Origin of the sequence: Labrys neptuniae, from assembly GCF_040797145.1 — a bacterium.
Classification (GTDB): domain Bacteria; phylum Pseudomonadota; class Alphaproteobacteria; order Rhizobiales; family Labraceae; genus Labrys; species Labrys neptuniae.
The window spans coordinates 223947-238626 of the sequence record NZ_JBFNQD010000010.1 but is presented as its reverse complement, the minus strand read 5'-3'; the positions used below and the strand labels follow the sequence as shown (position 1 = coordinate 238626).

18 protein-coding genes are annotated in these 14680 nt (G+C 63.0%); 4 read left to right on the top strand and 14 right to left on the bottom strand.

Translation table 11 applies throughout. From position 1 onward, the window contains the following. Positions 1 to 102 precede the first annotated feature (102 nt). Genes ABXS05_RS25215 through ABXS05_RS25205 form a run of 3 tightly spaced genes read right to left on the bottom strand, consistent with a single transcriptional unit; the run spans position 103 to position 2561 of the window. On the bottom strand, positions 103 to 888 hold the full coding sequence (locus ABXS05_RS25215; protein WP_311934471.1) for an ATP12 family chaperone protein: 786 nt from the start codon (positions 886 to 888) through the stop codon (positions 103 to 105). After that, positions 885 to 1562 carry an HAD-IA family hydrolase gene (locus ABXS05_RS25210; RefSeq protein WP_367625750.1) on the bottom strand — a complete coding sequence of 226 codons (678 nt, stop codon included), beginning with the start codon at positions 1560 to 1562 and terminating at the stop codon, positions 885 to 887. Before ABXS05_RS25210 ends, ABXS05_RS25215 begins: the two co-directional genes overlap by 4 nt. A 3-nt stretch (positions 1563 to 1565) precedes the next feature. After that, complete coding sequence (locus tag ABXS05_RS25205) at positions 1566 to 2561, bottom strand: RluA family pseudouridine synthase (protein WP_367625749.1); 996 nt, start codon at positions 2559 to 2561, stop codon at positions 1566 to 1568. A gap of 223 nt (positions 2562 to 2784) precedes the next feature. On the opposite strand from ABXS05_RS25205, the gene ABXS05_RS25200 reads away from it, so the two are divergent. Continuing rightward, a complete protein-coding gene (locus ABXS05_RS25200) occupies positions 2785 to 3135 on the top strand; it encodes a hypothetical protein (RefSeq protein ID WP_367625748.1) in 351 nt (116 codons plus the stop codon). Between the two features lie 161 nt (positions 3136 to 3296). On the opposite strand, the gene ABXS05_RS25195 is transcribed toward ABXS05_RS25200, so the two are convergent. Both ABXS05_RS25195 and ABXS05_RS25190 read right to left on the bottom strand, forming a co-directional pair. Beyond that, a complete protein-coding gene (locus tag ABXS05_RS25195; protein ID WP_367625747.1) occupies positions 3297 to 3587 on the bottom strand; it encodes an ArsR/SmtB family transcription factor in 291 nt (96 codons plus the stop codon). A 16-nt stretch (positions 3588 to 3603) separates the two neighbouring features. After that, positions 3604 to 3861, bottom strand: a complete 258-nt coding sequence (locus ABXS05_RS25190; protein ID WP_311934466.1) for a YjiS-like domain-containing protein — start codon at positions 3859 to 3861, stop codon at positions 3604 to 3606. 70 nt (positions 3862 to 3931) lie between these two features. Between ABXS05_RS25190 and ABXS05_RS25185 the strand changes: the two genes are divergently transcribed. Both ABXS05_RS25185 and ABXS05_RS25180 read left to right on the top strand, forming a co-directional pair. Next, the gene (locus ABXS05_RS25185; RefSeq protein ID WP_367625746.1) at positions 3932 to 4360 is read left to right on the top strand and encodes a GFA family protein; all 429 of its coding nucleotides are present in this window, start codon (positions 3932 to 3934) and stop codon (positions 4358 to 4360) included. A 60-nt stretch (positions 4361 to 4420) separates the two neighbouring features. Further along, on the top strand, positions 4421 to 4843 hold the full coding sequence (locus ABXS05_RS25180) for a GFA family protein (protein ID WP_311934464.1): 423 nt from the start codon (positions 4421 to 4423) through the stop codon (positions 4841 to 4843). Here ABXS05_RS25180 and pdxR read toward each other — a convergent pair. Continuing rightward, positions 4838 to 6238 (bottom strand): MocR-like pyridoxine biosynthesis transcription factor PdxR, encoded by a 1401-nt coding sequence (pdxR, locus tag ABXS05_RS25175; protein ID WP_367625745.1) that lies wholly within the window; start codon positions 6236 to 6238, stop codon positions 4838 to 4840. The genes ABXS05_RS25180 and pdxR overlap by 6 nt on opposite strands. 112 nt (positions 6239 to 6350) lie before the next feature. On the opposite strand from pdxR, the gene ABXS05_RS25170 reads away from it, so the two are divergent. Then, positions 6351 to 7100 (top strand): pyridoxamine 5'-phosphate oxidase family protein, encoded by a 750-nt coding sequence (locus tag ABXS05_RS25170; protein ID WP_367625744.1) that lies wholly within the window; start codon positions 6351 to 6353, stop codon positions 7098 to 7100. A 97-nt stretch (positions 7101 to 7197) separates the two neighbouring features. On the opposite strand, the gene ABXS05_RS25165 is transcribed toward ABXS05_RS25170, so the two are convergent. From ABXS05_RS25165 to secY, 8 genes are all read right to left on the bottom strand, one after another. Then, the gene (locus ABXS05_RS25165) at positions 7198 to 8508 is read right to left on the bottom strand and encodes a replication-associated recombination protein A (protein WP_367625743.1); all 1311 of its coding nucleotides are present in this window, start codon (positions 8506 to 8508) and stop codon (positions 7198 to 7200) included. Next, the gene (locus ABXS05_RS25160; protein ID WP_311934458.1) at positions 8508 to 9902 is read right to left on the bottom strand and encodes a Do family serine endopeptidase; all 1395 of its coding nucleotides are present in this window, start codon (positions 9900 to 9902) and stop codon (positions 8508 to 8510) included. Before ABXS05_RS25160 ends, ABXS05_RS25165 begins: the two co-directional genes overlap by 1 nt. A 250-nt stretch (positions 9903 to 10152) precedes the next feature. Then, the gene (gene rplQ, locus ABXS05_RS25155) at positions 10153 to 10569 is read right to left on the bottom strand and encodes a 50S ribosomal protein L17 (protein ID WP_068292128.1); all 417 of its coding nucleotides are present in this window, start codon (positions 10567 to 10569) and stop codon (positions 10153 to 10155) included. A 39-nt stretch (positions 10570 to 10608) separates the two neighbouring features. After that, positions 10609 to 11640: a DNA-directed RNA polymerase subunit alpha gene (locus tag ABXS05_RS25150; RefSeq protein WP_209430830.1), complete on the bottom strand. Its 1032-nt coding sequence runs from the start codon at positions 11638 to 11640 to the stop codon at positions 10609 to 10611. 67 nt (positions 11641 to 11707) lie between these two features. Further along, entirely contained in the window at positions 11708 to 12100 is a 393-nt protein-coding gene (gene rpsK, locus ABXS05_RS25145) for a 30S ribosomal protein S11 (RefSeq protein WP_105862638.1), read from the bottom strand. Positions 12101 to 12159: 59 nt separating this feature from the next. Further along, positions 12160 to 12528 carry a 30S ribosomal protein S13 gene (gene rpsM / locus ABXS05_RS25140; RefSeq protein WP_068292123.1) on the bottom strand — a complete coding sequence of 123 codons (369 nt, stop codon included), beginning with the start codon at positions 12526 to 12528 and terminating at the stop codon, positions 12160 to 12162. A gap of 217 nt (positions 12529 to 12745) precedes the next feature. Continuing rightward, complete coding sequence (locus ABXS05_RS25135; protein ID WP_311934457.1) at positions 12746 to 13336, bottom strand: adenylate kinase; 591 nt, start codon at positions 13334 to 13336, stop codon at positions 12746 to 12748. Next, the gene (gene secY, locus ABXS05_RS25130) at positions 13336 to 14676 is read right to left on the bottom strand and encodes a preprotein translocase subunit SecY (protein ID WP_068292114.1); all 1341 of its coding nucleotides are present in this window, start codon (positions 14674 to 14676) and stop codon (positions 13336 to 13338) included. Before secY ends, ABXS05_RS25135 begins: the two co-directional genes overlap by 1 nt. Positions 14677 to 14680 lie beyond the last annotated feature (4 nt).

Here is a 14680-nt window from a genome sequence, read left to right as displayed (position 1 = left end):
GTCGATAACTCAAACCTTTGCAGCAGGCACATAAAATAACCCCGCCAAAAATGGCGGGGTTTGTCAGCGGTCTGAGCCGGCAGGATGCCGGCGGTCCCAGGATTACCGTCCCAATGCCAGCAGGCGCGAGGCGGCTTCCATTTCGCGCCAGCGCCAGGCTCGACGCTGTTGCGCCTCTTCGTCCTGGCCCCAGAGCTGGGCCTGATAGTCTTCGTCGACATGGGCCGCGGCCCAGGCGGCCTCGGGCTCCAGATAGCCTTCGGCCACTGCCAGCGCCAGAATGACAGAACCGGTCAGCGTGGTTATGGCATGGAGACTGGCCAACCCGAATTCATCATAACAGGCAACAGCCTTGGCAATGGCTGCCAACGCTTCCGGAGGCTGCTGCTTGTGCTGGATGCCATGCGTGACGATGAGCCTCGCGCCCAGACGGTCGGCCGCCCAGGCCAGCACGGGATCCCAGGCCTCGTTCTGGCGACGAACCAATTCCTCTGGTTGATCCACCCGATAACATAGGAGATCCGAGCCGCCATATTTGGAGATCTCGTCGATCACGGCCTGCCGCGAGGTGCGCACACCGTCGATGGCGGAATTGGCGATGCGGGTGATCGGCATGGAGAAGGGGTCGATATGGCTCCCCTGCCCGTTCCACTCCGCTGCGGCCGCCGCGGCCATTTCAGGCTTGGAAAAGGCCAGCAGGGACTTGGCGGGCGTGCGGGCGACGCGCCCATCGAGCGCCACGGCATGCTGCCCGTCCTGCTCGACCACGTTCGCCTCGCTGTAGAAGCGCTTGGGCAGTTCGGGCTTCATGCCCTTCTGGGCGGCATGCATGGGATCGGGCGTGGCGCCATCGCGGAACCAGTCGCCGTAAAAATCACGATCGCTCATTGCGGCTCGGCCACCTTGAAAGCTTCGACCAGCGGCAGCAATTGGCCGAAGTCGTCGATGATATGGTCCGCTCCCGCCTCGGTGAGGTCGGAAACCGGGTGATTGCCCCAGGAAACGCCGATGGTGCGCGCGCCGGCGCTGCGGCCCATCAGGATGTCGAAGCTGGTATCGCCGATCATGATGGCATCCTCGGGACGCAGACCTACCTCGCCAGCCCCCTGCACGATCATGCCTGGATGGGGCTTGGAGGGCGCGGTATCGGCAGTCTGGATGGTGGCAAACAGCCCTTCCCAGCCAAAGCTCTCGAGAATGCGGTCGACGCCGCGCCGTGACTTGCCGGTGGCCAGGCCCAGGATCACGTCGTCGCGCCGGCGCAGCTCGGCCACCGCCTCCGCCGCGCCCGGAAACAGCGGCGGCGCGAAGGCAGGATCGTTGACGCGGGCGAGGAAGGCTTCGCGATAGAAGCCGGCAGCCTTTTCGATGTCGTCGGCACTGGTGTCGTCGCCGAACAGGCGCTGGATTGCCGGCACCAGCGAGAGCCCGACGATGCTGAGCATCTCCGCACGCGGCAGCGGCGGGCGCCCCATGCCCTCGAAGGTCTCGACCAGGCAGGCATGGATCAGATGCTGGCTGTCGAGCAGCGTGCCGTCGACGTCGAACAGGACAAGTTTCACGTCTCAATCCTCCGGAGCGTCGACGATGGGATCATAGGCCGATGTATCGAAGCCCAGAATCTCGAAGCTCTGCTTCATATGCGGCGGCAGGGGCGCAGTGACGTCAAGCGTGCCGCCGCGCGGATGCGGCAGCGTGATGCGGCGCGCATGGAGGTGCAGCTTCTTCGGCAGTTCCTCCGGCACGTTCTCCATGGCTTCCCCATATTTCGGGTCGCCAATAATGGGATGGCCGATATGGGCGGTGTGCGCGCGCAGCTGATGCGTGCGGCCGGTCACCGGCTTGAGCGAGAGCCAGGACACCGAATTGGCGGCCCGGTCGACCAGCGAATAATAGGTGATCGAATGCACGGCCTCCTCGTCGCCATGCTTCATCACGCGCACCTTCTCCCCGTCCATGCCGAGCTGCTTGGACAGGAACAAGGAGATGCGGCCCTGCTTGGGTGCGGGCACGCCCTTGACCAGCGCCCAATAGATCTTGCGGGCCGAGCGGGTGCGGAAGATGGCGCCGAGATCGGAGGCCGCCTTGCGCGTCTTGGCCAGCACAAGCACGCCGGAGGTGTCGCGATCGAGGCGATGGACCAGGCGAGGCTTTTCGCCATCCGGCCCGGCCAGGGCGGCCAGCATGCCGTCGACATGACGCTCGGTGCCGGAGCCGCCCTGCACGGACAGGCCATGCGGCTTGTTGATCACCAGCACGTCCCTGTCCTCGTGCAGGATCAGGGAGCGGATGAAATCGGCGTCCTTCTGGCTCTGCGCCGAGCGCTTGACGCTGGTGATCGCCGGATCGGAACGCGGCAGCGGCGGTACCCGGATGGACTGATCCTTGGCGAGGCGGTCATTGGTCTTCGCGCGCGCGCCATCGACCCGGATCTGGCCGGAGCGCAGCAATTTCTGCAAATGACCGAAAGCGAGGTCCGGGAAATGCGTCTTGAACCAGCGGTCGAGACGCATGCCGTCCTCATCGGCGGTGACGATACGGGTTTCGACCAGAAAGGACATCAAGGTTCCGACACGCGATTAAGGGATCGCGTCCCTATAAAGCAGCGCAGCGCCGCTGTCTGCCGGAAATCGCCCAAAGGTGCGTTGCTTGCCAGCCGAACGTGCGGCCGGGCCGACTTGCATGGGCAGCGGACCGGAACGGCGCCGCGCATGTCGTTGCTAAATATGGCGCGCATTGGCACAATCCCTTTTCAAAAGATGATTTGATGAAAGAATGTACCGAATGCGCATTGTGACATGTCTTCCGCTGTTGGCGCTTGCTGCATTCGCGCTCGGCAGCACGACTAACCAAGGAAATGCTGGTCAGACATCAAAACACAGGGCCCAATGCGCAGGGTTTGGCTTTCAAGAAGGTACGGATGCTTTCGCCAATTGCATGATGCAACTGTCGCTGCGGCAACAGCGCGACCAGCCCCCGGATCACGATACCGTCGTTCAGCGCTACAGAGACCTAAGTATGCGCCGACAGGGCGATGAGCGTTATCCCGTCTGCAGCGCCGCCAACATGGACGCCGAACTCGACACGTCGATCAACAAGTGGGTTGGCCCCAATTGCCAGTTGGCGCCGGATTAGGACATCGTCCCATTGCGTCCGGCACCCGCGGGAGAAAGGTTCCGACCTGCCGTGACCGAACTCGATCCGGCTATCCAGGAGCCCCTGTGCAACCGGCCAAGCGCTGGATTGCCGTGCCAAGCCAGCAAAGCTGAACGATACCCGGGTGAGCCGCAGTGCAGCTAGGCTCCGGCTTCCAGGCCCTCGATGCCCGGCAATCCTTCACAGCAATCGGCCACGAAGAAATTCACGAAGGCGCTGGCCTTACCGGCGGCGATGCGGCAGCGCTGTACCCGGCCCTGCCGCTCTTGCGTCATCAGGCCCACGGCCAATAATTGCGCGATATGATGGGCCAGGGTCGATTTGGGAATACCGAGTTCCCTCTGGATGTCGCCGACGGCAAGGCCATCATCCCCAGCCTTGATCAGCAGCTGGAAAATCTGAAGCCTGTGCGGGTGGCCGAGCTCAGCCAAGCACCGCGCCGCATCGTCAAACGCCATATCCGCCAGCGCCATTGTGTTTTCGTGCGCCTCCAAAATGCTTCAGGACCGTCCAGGAATCGGCGAGAGAACGCCGCCGTCTTTGCCAGAAAGGATCGGCCCGGTCGAAAATTTTTTCAATATCGCTTCTCTCGATACCAATATCCCGCAATACCCGGTCACTCAGCCCATCGAAGTACTCGATATTGGCACGGCGCTGGCGCTCCGCAAGCAAATCTCCGAGAATGTCCTTGATCCAGCCAAACATGGTCGCCTCCTGAATAGAACCATAGTTCCAGAAATGTAGTCCTATTTTTTGAATTTTCAAGGAGGCTGCAATGAAGCAAAGCGACGACAGGGCGATACGCGCCAGCGGCGGCTGCCTGTGCGGGTCGATACGGTATGTCGTGCGCGGCGCGCTGGCGGACGTGAAGGCCTGCCATTGTCTGATATGCCGGCGTCTACACGGCCATTGCTGCGCCTATACGGCCTGCGATGCCGCCGATCTTGAGATCCTGCCTTCCACGCGGCTGCGCTGGCATCGCGCGTCGCCAATGGCCCGGCGCGGCTTCTGCTCCAAATGTGGAGCGCAGCTTTTTTCGTTCGGCAGCGGACGCAGTCATGTTTCCATCATGGCTTCGAGCATTGACGAACCCACAAGGCTCAGGCTGGTCAAGCATGTCTGCGTGAACCAGAAGGGCGATTATTACGAACTTGCCGATGGCTTGCCCCAGGAGGGCGGGCGAGATCCGCAAAGCAGGTGTTGAGAATAGCGCGCCCCTGCCGCCTCAGGTCTGACGACGAGCGACACCAAAGGAAAGTTGACGATGCCGACGAGCCAGGAACGTCCCATACGAGCGACAGGCGGCTGCCTGTGCGGATCGGTGCGCTATACCATCCGTGGCGCCGTGCGTGACGTCTGGGCTTGCCACTGCATCCTGTGCCGGCGGCTGCACAGCCATTTCGGGGCCTATGCGGCCTGTGACCCTGCCGATCTCGAAATCGCGCCGACCAACAAGCTGCGCTGGTATCGATCATCGCCGACGGCGCGTCGCGGTTTCTGCTCCAAATGCGGCGCCCAGATCTTCTGGGACGGCAAGGGCAGCGACCACATCTCCATTGCGGCGGGAACGCTCAACGAACCGACCGGCCTCAAACTGATCAAGCATATCTGCGTGAATCAGAAGGGCGACTATTACGAGATTGCTGATGGCTTGCCGCAGGCGGGGCAAGAGCCCGATCGTCTATGAACGGATCGGCGCACCGGCCTTGAGGACGTCGCCCAGCACATCGCCAATGCGCCTCGCGGCACTCGTCAGGACGTCCGGCTCAAATCCCGAGAAGCCGAGCACGAGGCCCTGACGAGCCGGCGCATCCACATACATCGGCGACAAGGCCCGCGCCCCGACGCCTTCGGCAAGCAGGCTGCGGACCAGATCGCGATCACCGGCCGAAGCAGCCAAAGCCGCCACCAGATGAAGCCCATGCTCCGGCACGGCAAAGTCGAGCATACCATCGCAGTGATCGCGGAGTGCCGTAACGAACTCGTCCCGCGCGGCCTGCACGCGCCGCCGGGCCCGGCGCAGATGGGCTGCGAAATGGCCATCGTTGAGGAAATCGGCCGCGGCCCCCTGCACGAGGCTAGGTGGCTGCCTGTCGGACAGGGTCCTCAGGCGCAGCACCCTGTCGAGCAAGGCCTCCGGCAGCACCGCATAGCCGATACGGATGCCCGGGAACAGGACCTTGGAGAACGTGCCGAGATAGACGACCCGACCGGCGCCATCCATACCCTGCAAGGCGGTGAGCGGCGGGCCCGAGAAGCGGAATTCGCTGTCATAGTCGTCTTCGATGATCCAGGCATCGTTGCGATCAGCCCAGTCGATCAGAGCCAGGCGGCGGCGCATGGTCATGGTGACGCCGAGCGGAAACTGATGCGAGGGTGTGACGTAGACGAGCCGCCCGCCGCCCCCGAGATTCTCGCCTCCGGCGGCGTCGATCCCCTCCCCGTCGACGGGCACGCCAATCAGCTTGGCGCCCGCGGCTTCCAGCGTGGCCCTGGCCAGCGGATAGCACGGATCCTCGATCCAGGCGACGTCACCCGGCTTGAAAACGGTGCGCACGACGAGATCGAGCCCATGCATGGTGCCGGTGGTGACGACGATCTGCTCGGCATCGCAACGCACGCCCCGCGCCGCCCGCAGATAGGCCGCAATGGCTTCCCGCAACTTGTTCCCGCCGCGCGGATCACCATAGCGAAAATGTTCCGGTCCCGGCTGGGCGAGATTTCGCGAGAGCAAGCCGCGAAAGACACGCATGGTCTTGCCGTCGATGCTGGCCACGCCCAGTTCGCAAGGCAGGGCCGGCGAGGCTGAAACCTGCCCAGGCTGGCTGGCAGCTCGCTCCGAGACTTTCGGTACCTGTGCCGCCACGAAGGTACCCGCTCCGATGCGTGCCTCGACGAAGCCGTCGGCAACGAGCATCTCGAAGGCGGCAACGGCAGCGGCTCGCGACAGGCCGAGGCGCTTGGCGAGGTCACGCGTCGTCGGCAGCTTGGCGCCCGGTCGTGCCAGTCCGGTCTCGATTAGTCTACGCATGGCAATATAGAGCTCGCGCCTGCGCGGGCCCCGCCCCGGCAAGACGGGCATCAGGGTCGACCAATCCGGCAAATTGGTTCGAATTTTTTTAGCCAAATTGGATCTTTCCTGAACCAATACGATGACGCACCCTGCGCATGTTCATCGTTGAAAGCAAGGCACCATGAAAGAACAGGAAGCAACAAAGGAGCGTTTCGCCGTCACCGGGCGCAATCGATTGAAGCGGCGGCACGATCGTGGCCGTTATGATCATGAGGCCGTCTATGCCGTGCTCGATGCCGGTCTCCTGTGCCATGTCGCCTATGTCATCGATGGGCAGCCCTATTGCACCCCCACCATTCACTGGCGCGCGGGCGATTGGCTCTATTGGCACGGCTCCTCGGCCAGCCGCATGCTGCGCAATCTCAAAGGCGGTACGCCGGTCTGCCTGACGGTCTCGCATCTCGACGGCTTGGTGCTCGCACGCAGCGGCTTCAATCATTCGGCCAATTACCGCTCGGCGATCTGCTTCGGCACCGCCCGCATGATCGACGATCCGGATGAGAAGGCGAAGGCGCTGCTCGGTGTGGTCGATCGCTTTTTTCCCGGCCGAGCTGCGGAACTGCGCCAGACCCATGCGCAGGAATCGAAAGCAACCACGGTGATCGGCATGCGCATCGAGGAGGCCTCGGCCAAGGTGCGCGCCGCCGGCGTCGGTGACGACGAGGAGGATTACGGCCATCCGGTCTGGGCCGGCGTCTTCCCTGTCCAGACGGTGATCGGCGCCAGCGAGGCCTGCCCGCGCCTGCTGCCGGGCATGGCAAAGGGCGCCGGCCTGGCAGGTTATCTGGCCGGCCGACGACTCGACGAAGCCTTGCTTGAAGCGCAACACCTCTATGAAGGTGAAGAGGAAGTAGCAGAATTGGCAGACTGAGCGACCGATCCGGGATCGCAGGTGTCTCGCCTGCCCTTGGAAACGTCGCGTGTTGAGGAGAGGAAGGTGCCGGCGGGGCGCCTGCGGCCCAGGAAGGCTAGCCTTCCCCCCGCTCCCGCCGGATCTTGTCCCAATACTCCAGCCGCTTGCGGATCTCGCGCTCGAAGCCGCGCTCGACCGGCTCGTAGAACTGGCGCCGCCCCAAAGCATCCGGGAAATAGTTCTGGCCCGAAAAGGCTTCGGGCTCGTCATGGTCGTAGCGATAGCCCTGGCCGTAGCTCTCGGCCTGCATCAGCTTGGTCGGCGCGTTGAGGATAATCTTGGGTGGCATCAGCGAGCCCCCCTCCTTGGCAAGGCGCGTTGCCGCCTTGTAGGCATTGTAGGCGGCATTCGACTTCGGGGCCGTCGCCACATAGATCACGGCCTGGGCGATGGCGAGTTCGCCCTCCGGGCTGCCGAGAAAGTCGTAGGCATCCTTGGCGGCATTGGCGACCACGAGGGCCTGCGGATCGGCGAGGCCGATATCCTCCACCGCCATGCGCACCACCCGCCGCGCAATGAACAGCGGATCCTCGCCGGCATCGAACATGCGCGCGAGATAATAGAGCGCCGCGTCGGGATCGGAACCGCGCACCGATTTGTGCAGGGCCGAGATCAGATTGTAGTGGCCATCGGCCGACTTGTCATAGATCGGGGCCCGGCGCTGCAGCACCTGCTGCAGCTTGGCCGCTGTGAAGACCTCGCCGGGCTTGGCCGCGCGCCAGGCTTCCTCGGCCAGGGTCAAGCTGGCCCTGCCGTCGCCGTCGGCCATGCGCACCAGCACCGCCCTCGCCTCCTCGTCGAGAGGCAGCTTCCTGCCCTCGACTTCCTCGGCATGGGCGAGGAGACTCAAGATCGCCGCCTCATCCAGGGCATTGAACACCATCACCCGGGCCCGCGACAGCAAGGCCGCGTTGAGCTCGAAGGATGGGTTTTCGGTAGTGGCGCCCACCAGCGTCACGGTGCCGTCCTCCATCACCGGCAGGAAGCCATCCTGCTGGGCCCGGTTGAAGCGATGGATCTCGTCGACGAAAAGCAGCGTGCCGCGCCCCATCATGCGCCGCGAGCGCGCCGCCTCGAAAACCTTCTTCAGGTCGGCGACGCCGGTGAAGATCGCCGAGATCTGTTCGAAGGCGAGATCGGTCTCGCCGGCCAGCAGGCGTGCCACCGTGGTCTTGCCGGTGCCGGGCGGGCCCCAGAAGATCAGGCTGCCGACCGAGCCCGATGCCAGCAGACGCGTAAGCGCGCCCTCGGCACCGACGAGATGATCCTGCCCCGCCACCTCGGAGAGGTGCTTGGGGCGCATCCTGTCGGCCAGCGGCCGTGGCGCGCCCTTCTCCAGTCCCGCTGCCGCAAACAGGTCCGACATCATCCCCCCAGGATCGTCGAGATTTGCTGGCCATCCCTGACGATGGTGATGCGCCACAACCGTCGCGGTTCCTGCACCAAGGCGTCCAACGCCTTGGCATCATCGACCTTCTGGCCGTTGATGACCTGGATCACGTCCTTCTTCTGAAAGCCGAAATTGGCCGCGGCGCTGTCGTCCTCGACATTGGTGACCACCACGCCGTTGGTGTCGAGCGGCATGCCCAGGGTCTCAGCCATGGCCGGCGAGAGATTGGCGACCGTGGCGCCGCTGAGCGGCGAGCGGCCCTGCAGCACGGTCTCGTCCCGCGGCGTGGTCTCGGGCGCAGCCGCAAGCTTGACCGAAACCTTCAGCCGCTCGCCCTTGCGCAACACATCGAGCTGCGCCTCGCCCCCCAGGGGCTTGGTCGCGAAGCGATAGCCAAACTCGTCGGGATCGGAAACGGCAGCGCCGTCGACGGCCAGCACGACATCGCCGGTCTGCAGACCCCCCTCGGCTGCCGGCCCGTTCTTGGCGACCTCGGTCACCAGGGCGCCGCTCGGCCGCTCCATCGATAGCGACTCGGCGATCTCGGACGAAACGCTCTGCATGCTGGCGCCGATCCAGGGGCGCAAGACCCGGTCGGAACCGGCCTGCGCAGAGGCCACCACCACCTTGACCATGGCGGCGGGGATTGCAAAGCCGATGCCGATATTGCCGCCCGAACGCGAGACGATCGCCGTGTTGATGCCCACCAGCTTGCCGTTGAGATCGACCAGCGCGCCACCGGAATTACCCGGATTGATGGCGGCATCGGTCTGGATGAAGGACTGGAAGTCCGACTGGCCGACCTGGCTGCGCGCCAGCGCCGACACGATGCCTGAAGTCACGGTCTGGCCGACACCGAAGGGGTCGCCGACGGCGAGCACCAGATCTCCCACCTGCACCTTGTCGGAATCGGCGAAATCGAGGGTGGCGAGGTCACCCTTCACCCCCTTGAGGCGGAGCACGGCGAGGTCGGCGCGCTGGTCCTTGAGGATGATGTCCGCATCGAATTCCCGCTTGTCGGACAGGGCGACACGGACCTGCGTGGCATTGGCGATCACGTGATAATTGGTGACGATCATGCCGTCCTTGGCGACGATCACGCCCGAGCCGAGCGAGCGCTCCACCCGCTCGCGCGGCGCCGCTCCGCCGCCGAAGAATTGGCGGAAGAAGGGATCGTTGAACATCGGATTGGCCTGCGCCTTCTCCACATGCTGGGCATAGACGTTGACCACCGCCGCCGTGACACTCTTCACGACCGGGGCGAAGGACAGCTTCACCTGTGCCGCGCTTTCGGGAACGACGCTATCCTGGGCTTGCGCCGGCACGAGGCCCGCCAGAAGCACGAAAGCGGCATAGGACAGTCGACGCATGAATGAACTCCGAATGGTACGGCTTGATCGGTTTCGCAGACCCTTCTGGACCAGATCATGCCCAAAGCCAATGGTGCAAATGTGGTCCTTGGGAGCGCGGACTTCCAGTCCGCTCTTGGAAACCATGCGCTGTCAGAAAAGAGCGGACATCGCAACATGCAGGCATGTTGCTGGGAAGTCCGCGCTCCAAGCAAAAAGGGCGGCGCTTGCGCACCGCCCTTCTCGAATTACGTTACGCTCGCGTAAGCAATCAGGCCGCTTCGGCCTGGTCCTCGGCGACCGGACCGGAGTCCTGGCCCTTGGCCGACACGTCGCGATCGACGAACTCGATCACGCCGATCGGCGCGGAATCGCCATGGCGGAAGCCGGCCTTCAGCACGCGGGTGTAGCCACCCTGGCGGTCCTTGTAGCGGGTCGCCAGCACGTCGAAGAGCTTCCGGACGATGGTCTCGTCCTGAAGCGTCGCAATGGCCTGGCGGCGGGCATGCAGGTCGCCACGCTTGCCGAGGGTAACCAGCTTCTCGACGATCGGACGCAGGTCCTTGGCCTTGGGAAGCGTGGTGACGATCTGCTCATGCTTGATGAGCGAAGCCGCCATGTTCTCGAACATCGCCTTGCGATGTTCGGCGGTACGGTTGAATTTGCGGTGAGCCTTGCCGTGACGCATTGCCCTGTTCCTTCAAGTTTGGCAGCGCGATGCGCCAGATCAATAATGTTCTTCGAAGCGCTTGGCGAGCTCTTCGATGTTTTCCGGCGGCCAGCCGGGCACTTCCATGCCCAGATGAAGACCCATCTGAGCCAGCACTTCCTTGATCTCGTTCAAGGACTTGCGGCCGAAGTTCGGCGTACGGAGCATTTCCGCTTCCGTCTTCTGGATCAGATCGCCAATATAGACGATGTTGTCGTTCTTCAGGCAGTTTGCCGAACGGACCGACAGCTCCAGTTCGTCCACCTTCTTGAGCAGCGCCGGGTTGAAGGCGAGCTCCGGAATGGCCGGGGCCTCGGATTCCTTCTTCGGCTCCTCGAAGTTGACGAAGACTTCGAGCTGGTCCTGGATGATGCGGGCCGCGAAGGCCAACGCGTCTTCCGGGGTGATCGAGCCATTGGTCTCGACCGTCAGCGTCAACTTGTCATAGTCGAGGATCTGGCCTTCACGGGTGTTCTCCACCTTGAAAGCCACCTTCTTGACCGGCGAATAGAGGCTGTCGACCGGAATGAGACCGATCGGAGCATCCTCGGGCCGGTTGCGGTCAGCCGCCACATAGCCCTTGCCGGTGTTGACCGTGAACTCCATGCGGATCTCGGCACCCTCGTCCAGCGTGCACAGCACGTGCTCGGGATTGAGGATCTGGATGTCGCCAGTGGTCTGGATGTCGCCAGCGAAGACCTGTCCCGGACCCTGCTTCTTCAGCACGATCCGCTTGGGTCCCTCAGCCGCCATCTTGACGGCAATTTCCTTGATGTTGAGGACGATATCGGTCACGTCCTCACGCACGCCGGGGATCGACGAGAACTCGTGCAACACGCCATCGATATGCACCGACGTCACGGCCGCGCCCTGCAGGGACGACAGCAAAACGCGGCGCAGCGCATTGCCCAAAGTCACGCCAAAGCCACGCTCCAGCGGCTCGGCAACGGCGGTTGCCTGGCTCTTCGGATCTTCTCCCGGAGTCACTTCGAGCTTTTGGGGCTTGATAAGTTCCTGCCAGTTCTTCTGAATCACGACGACACCCTTCAATCGGTCTCGGTGCGGCCAACAAGCCCGGCACGCTCGAATAGCGGCCGGGCCATCTCAAATCGCGGAATTAGACGCGACGACGCTTACGCGGGCGGCAACCATTATGCGGAATTGGCGTCACGTCGCGGATCGACGTGATCGTGAAGCCCGACGCCTGCAAGGCGCGCAGAGCCGATTCACGACCCGAACCCGGACCAGAAACTTCAACTTCCAGCGTACGCATGCCATGCTCGCTGGCCTTGCGGCCGGCGTCTTCAGCAGCCATCTGCGCGGCATAGGGGGTCGACTTACGCGACCCCTTGAAACCCATCGTGCCCGACGAGGACCAGGCAATGGTGTTGCCCTGGGCGTCGGTGATGGTGATCATGGTGTTGTTGAAGCTCGAATTGACGTGAGCAACGCCAGAAACGATATTCTTACGCTCGCGACGGCGAACGCGACCAGTGGCTTCTTTTGCCATAGTATGGATCCTTCAAGCGCGCCCGTGGTACCAGGCGCTCGGGATTGAATGAAAACGAATTACTTCTTCTTGCCGGCGATCGGCTTTGCCTTGCCCTTGCGGGTACGGGCATTGGTATGCGTGCGCTGGCCACGAACGGGCAAGCTGCGACGATGGCGCAGACCGCGATAGCAGCCCAGATCCATCAGACGCTTGATGTTCATCGCGACGTCGCGACGAAGATCACCTTCCACGATGTAATCGCGGTCGATAGTTTCGCGGATCTGCAGGACTTCCTGGTCCGACAGCTGGTGGACACGGCGCTCAGGCGCAATGCCGACCTTGGCAACGATCTCCTTGGCTTTGGCGGGGCCAATGCCGTGGATATATTGCAGCGCGATTTCGACACGCTTGGCAGTGGGAATGTTGACACCAGCGATGCGGGCCACGTTCCGGTCTCCAAATCTTTGATCCGGCGTAGGGCCGAATATCAGTTCAATCATCGCCGGCGAACCGGCAGCGCAAAAACGAGCCGTTCGCTCTGACCGAGCGATCGACCCGCGCGTCTTTGACGTGAGAGCCGTCTTCTAGAGATTCTCTGCGAAGACGTCAACTCGTAAAGACAAACTTCATGCATATCGCCTCACGGCGTATGCGGGTGGCGAATCAGACCGAGACCGCCGCCAGTGTGGTGTCGATCTCGCGAGTGACCTCGTCGATCGACTTCATCGCGTCGATGGGGCGAAGATCGCCGCTCTTGCGATAATAGTCAGACAGCGGTGCCGTCTGGGCGCGGTAGGCTTCAAGACGGGTCTTGAAAGCTTCCGCATTGTCGTCCGGCCGCACCTTCTCGCCGCGGGCAACCGTATCGGCGGCGCGCTTCTCGATGCGCGACAGCAGCACGGATTCGTCGACGACGAACTCGATCACGGCGTCAAGGCGCAGGCCCTTCTCCGCCAGCATCCGGTCGAGGGCGGAAGCCTGTGCCACGGTGCGCGGGAAACCGTCGAGGATGAAGCCATTGGCCGCATCCTTTTCCTCGATGCGATCGGCGACAATACCGACGACGATGTCGTCCGAAACCAGCCCACCGGAATCCATGACGGCCTTGGCCTTCAACCCGACCGGCGTACCGGCCTGCACGGCCGCACGCAGCATGTCACCCGTCGAGAGCTGCGGAATACCGTGCTTCTCCGCCAGCCTGACAGCCTGGGTCCCCTTGCCCGCCCCCGGCGGTCCCAGCAGAATGAGCTTCATCAGCGACGGCTCCCCCTCAGCTTGGTCTTGCGTACCAGCCCTTCATACTGATGGGCAAGCAGATGGCCATGAACCTGGGCCAGCGTGTCCATCGAGACGCTCACCGTGATGAGCAGCGACGTACCGCCCAGCACGAAGGGAATCGAGGGAACCATATAATTCTGAATTTCCGGGACCATGCAAACCAGGGCGATATAAATCGCACCGACCACGGTGATGCGCGTTAGCACATAGTCGATGAACTTGGCGGTGTTCTCGCCCGGACGGATGCCCGGAATGAAGCCGCCATGCTTCTTGAGATTGTCGGCCGTCTCGGTCGGATTGAACACGATGGCCGTATAGAAGAAGCAGAAGAACACGATCAACAGGGCGTAGAGCACCATGAACAGCGGCTTGCCGTGGTTCAGGTAGATCGAGACATTCGCCAGCCAGGAATTGGGGTTGCCCTGCGCCACGAAGGCAGCAGCCGTGGTCGGCAGCAACAGCAGCGACGAAGCGAAGATCGGCGGAATCACGCCCGAGGTGTTCAGCTTCAGCGGCAGATGCGAGGACTGGCCCTCATAGAGCCGGTTGCCGACCTGGCGCTTGGGATACTGAATCAGCAGACGACGCTGCGCGCGCTCGAAGAAGACGATGGCCAGCACGACGGCAACGGCGACGGCGACCGAGACCAGCAGCGTCACCGGCGACATGCCGCCGGTCCGCGCCAGGTCGAGCATCTGCCCCAGATGCGCGGGGAACTCGGCGACGATACCTGCCTGGATGATCAAAGAGGTACCGTTGCCAATGCCGCGCGAGGTGATCTGCTCGCCCAGCCACAGCAGGAACATGGTGCCGCCGACCAGCGTGATCGTGGTCGAAATCTTGAAGAACAGTCCGGGCGCGAGCACGATGCCCCCCTGCCCGCCTTCGAGCCCGATGGCAATGCCCCAGGCCTGCGCAGTCGCCAGCACCACCGTGAGGTAGCGCGTATACTGGTTCATGATCTTGCGGCCCTGCTCACCCTCTTTCTTGAGGGCCTCGAGCTGGGGCACCACCGTCGTCAAAAGCTGGATGATGATCGAGGCGGAGATATAGGGCATGATGGCGAGCGCAAAGATCGCCATGCGCGAAACGGCGCCGCCCGAGAACATGTTGAAGAGGCCGAGAATACCGCCGGCCTGGCCGTCGAAGGCAGACTTATAGGCTTCGGGATTGATTCCGGGCAGCGGGATATAGGTTCCCAGCCGATAGATGACCAACGCACCAAGCGTAAACCAGATACGCTTCTTGAGTTCGTCAGCCTTGGAGAACGAACTCCAATTGATGCTCGCAGCAAGCTGCTCCGCCGCCGATGCCATGTGG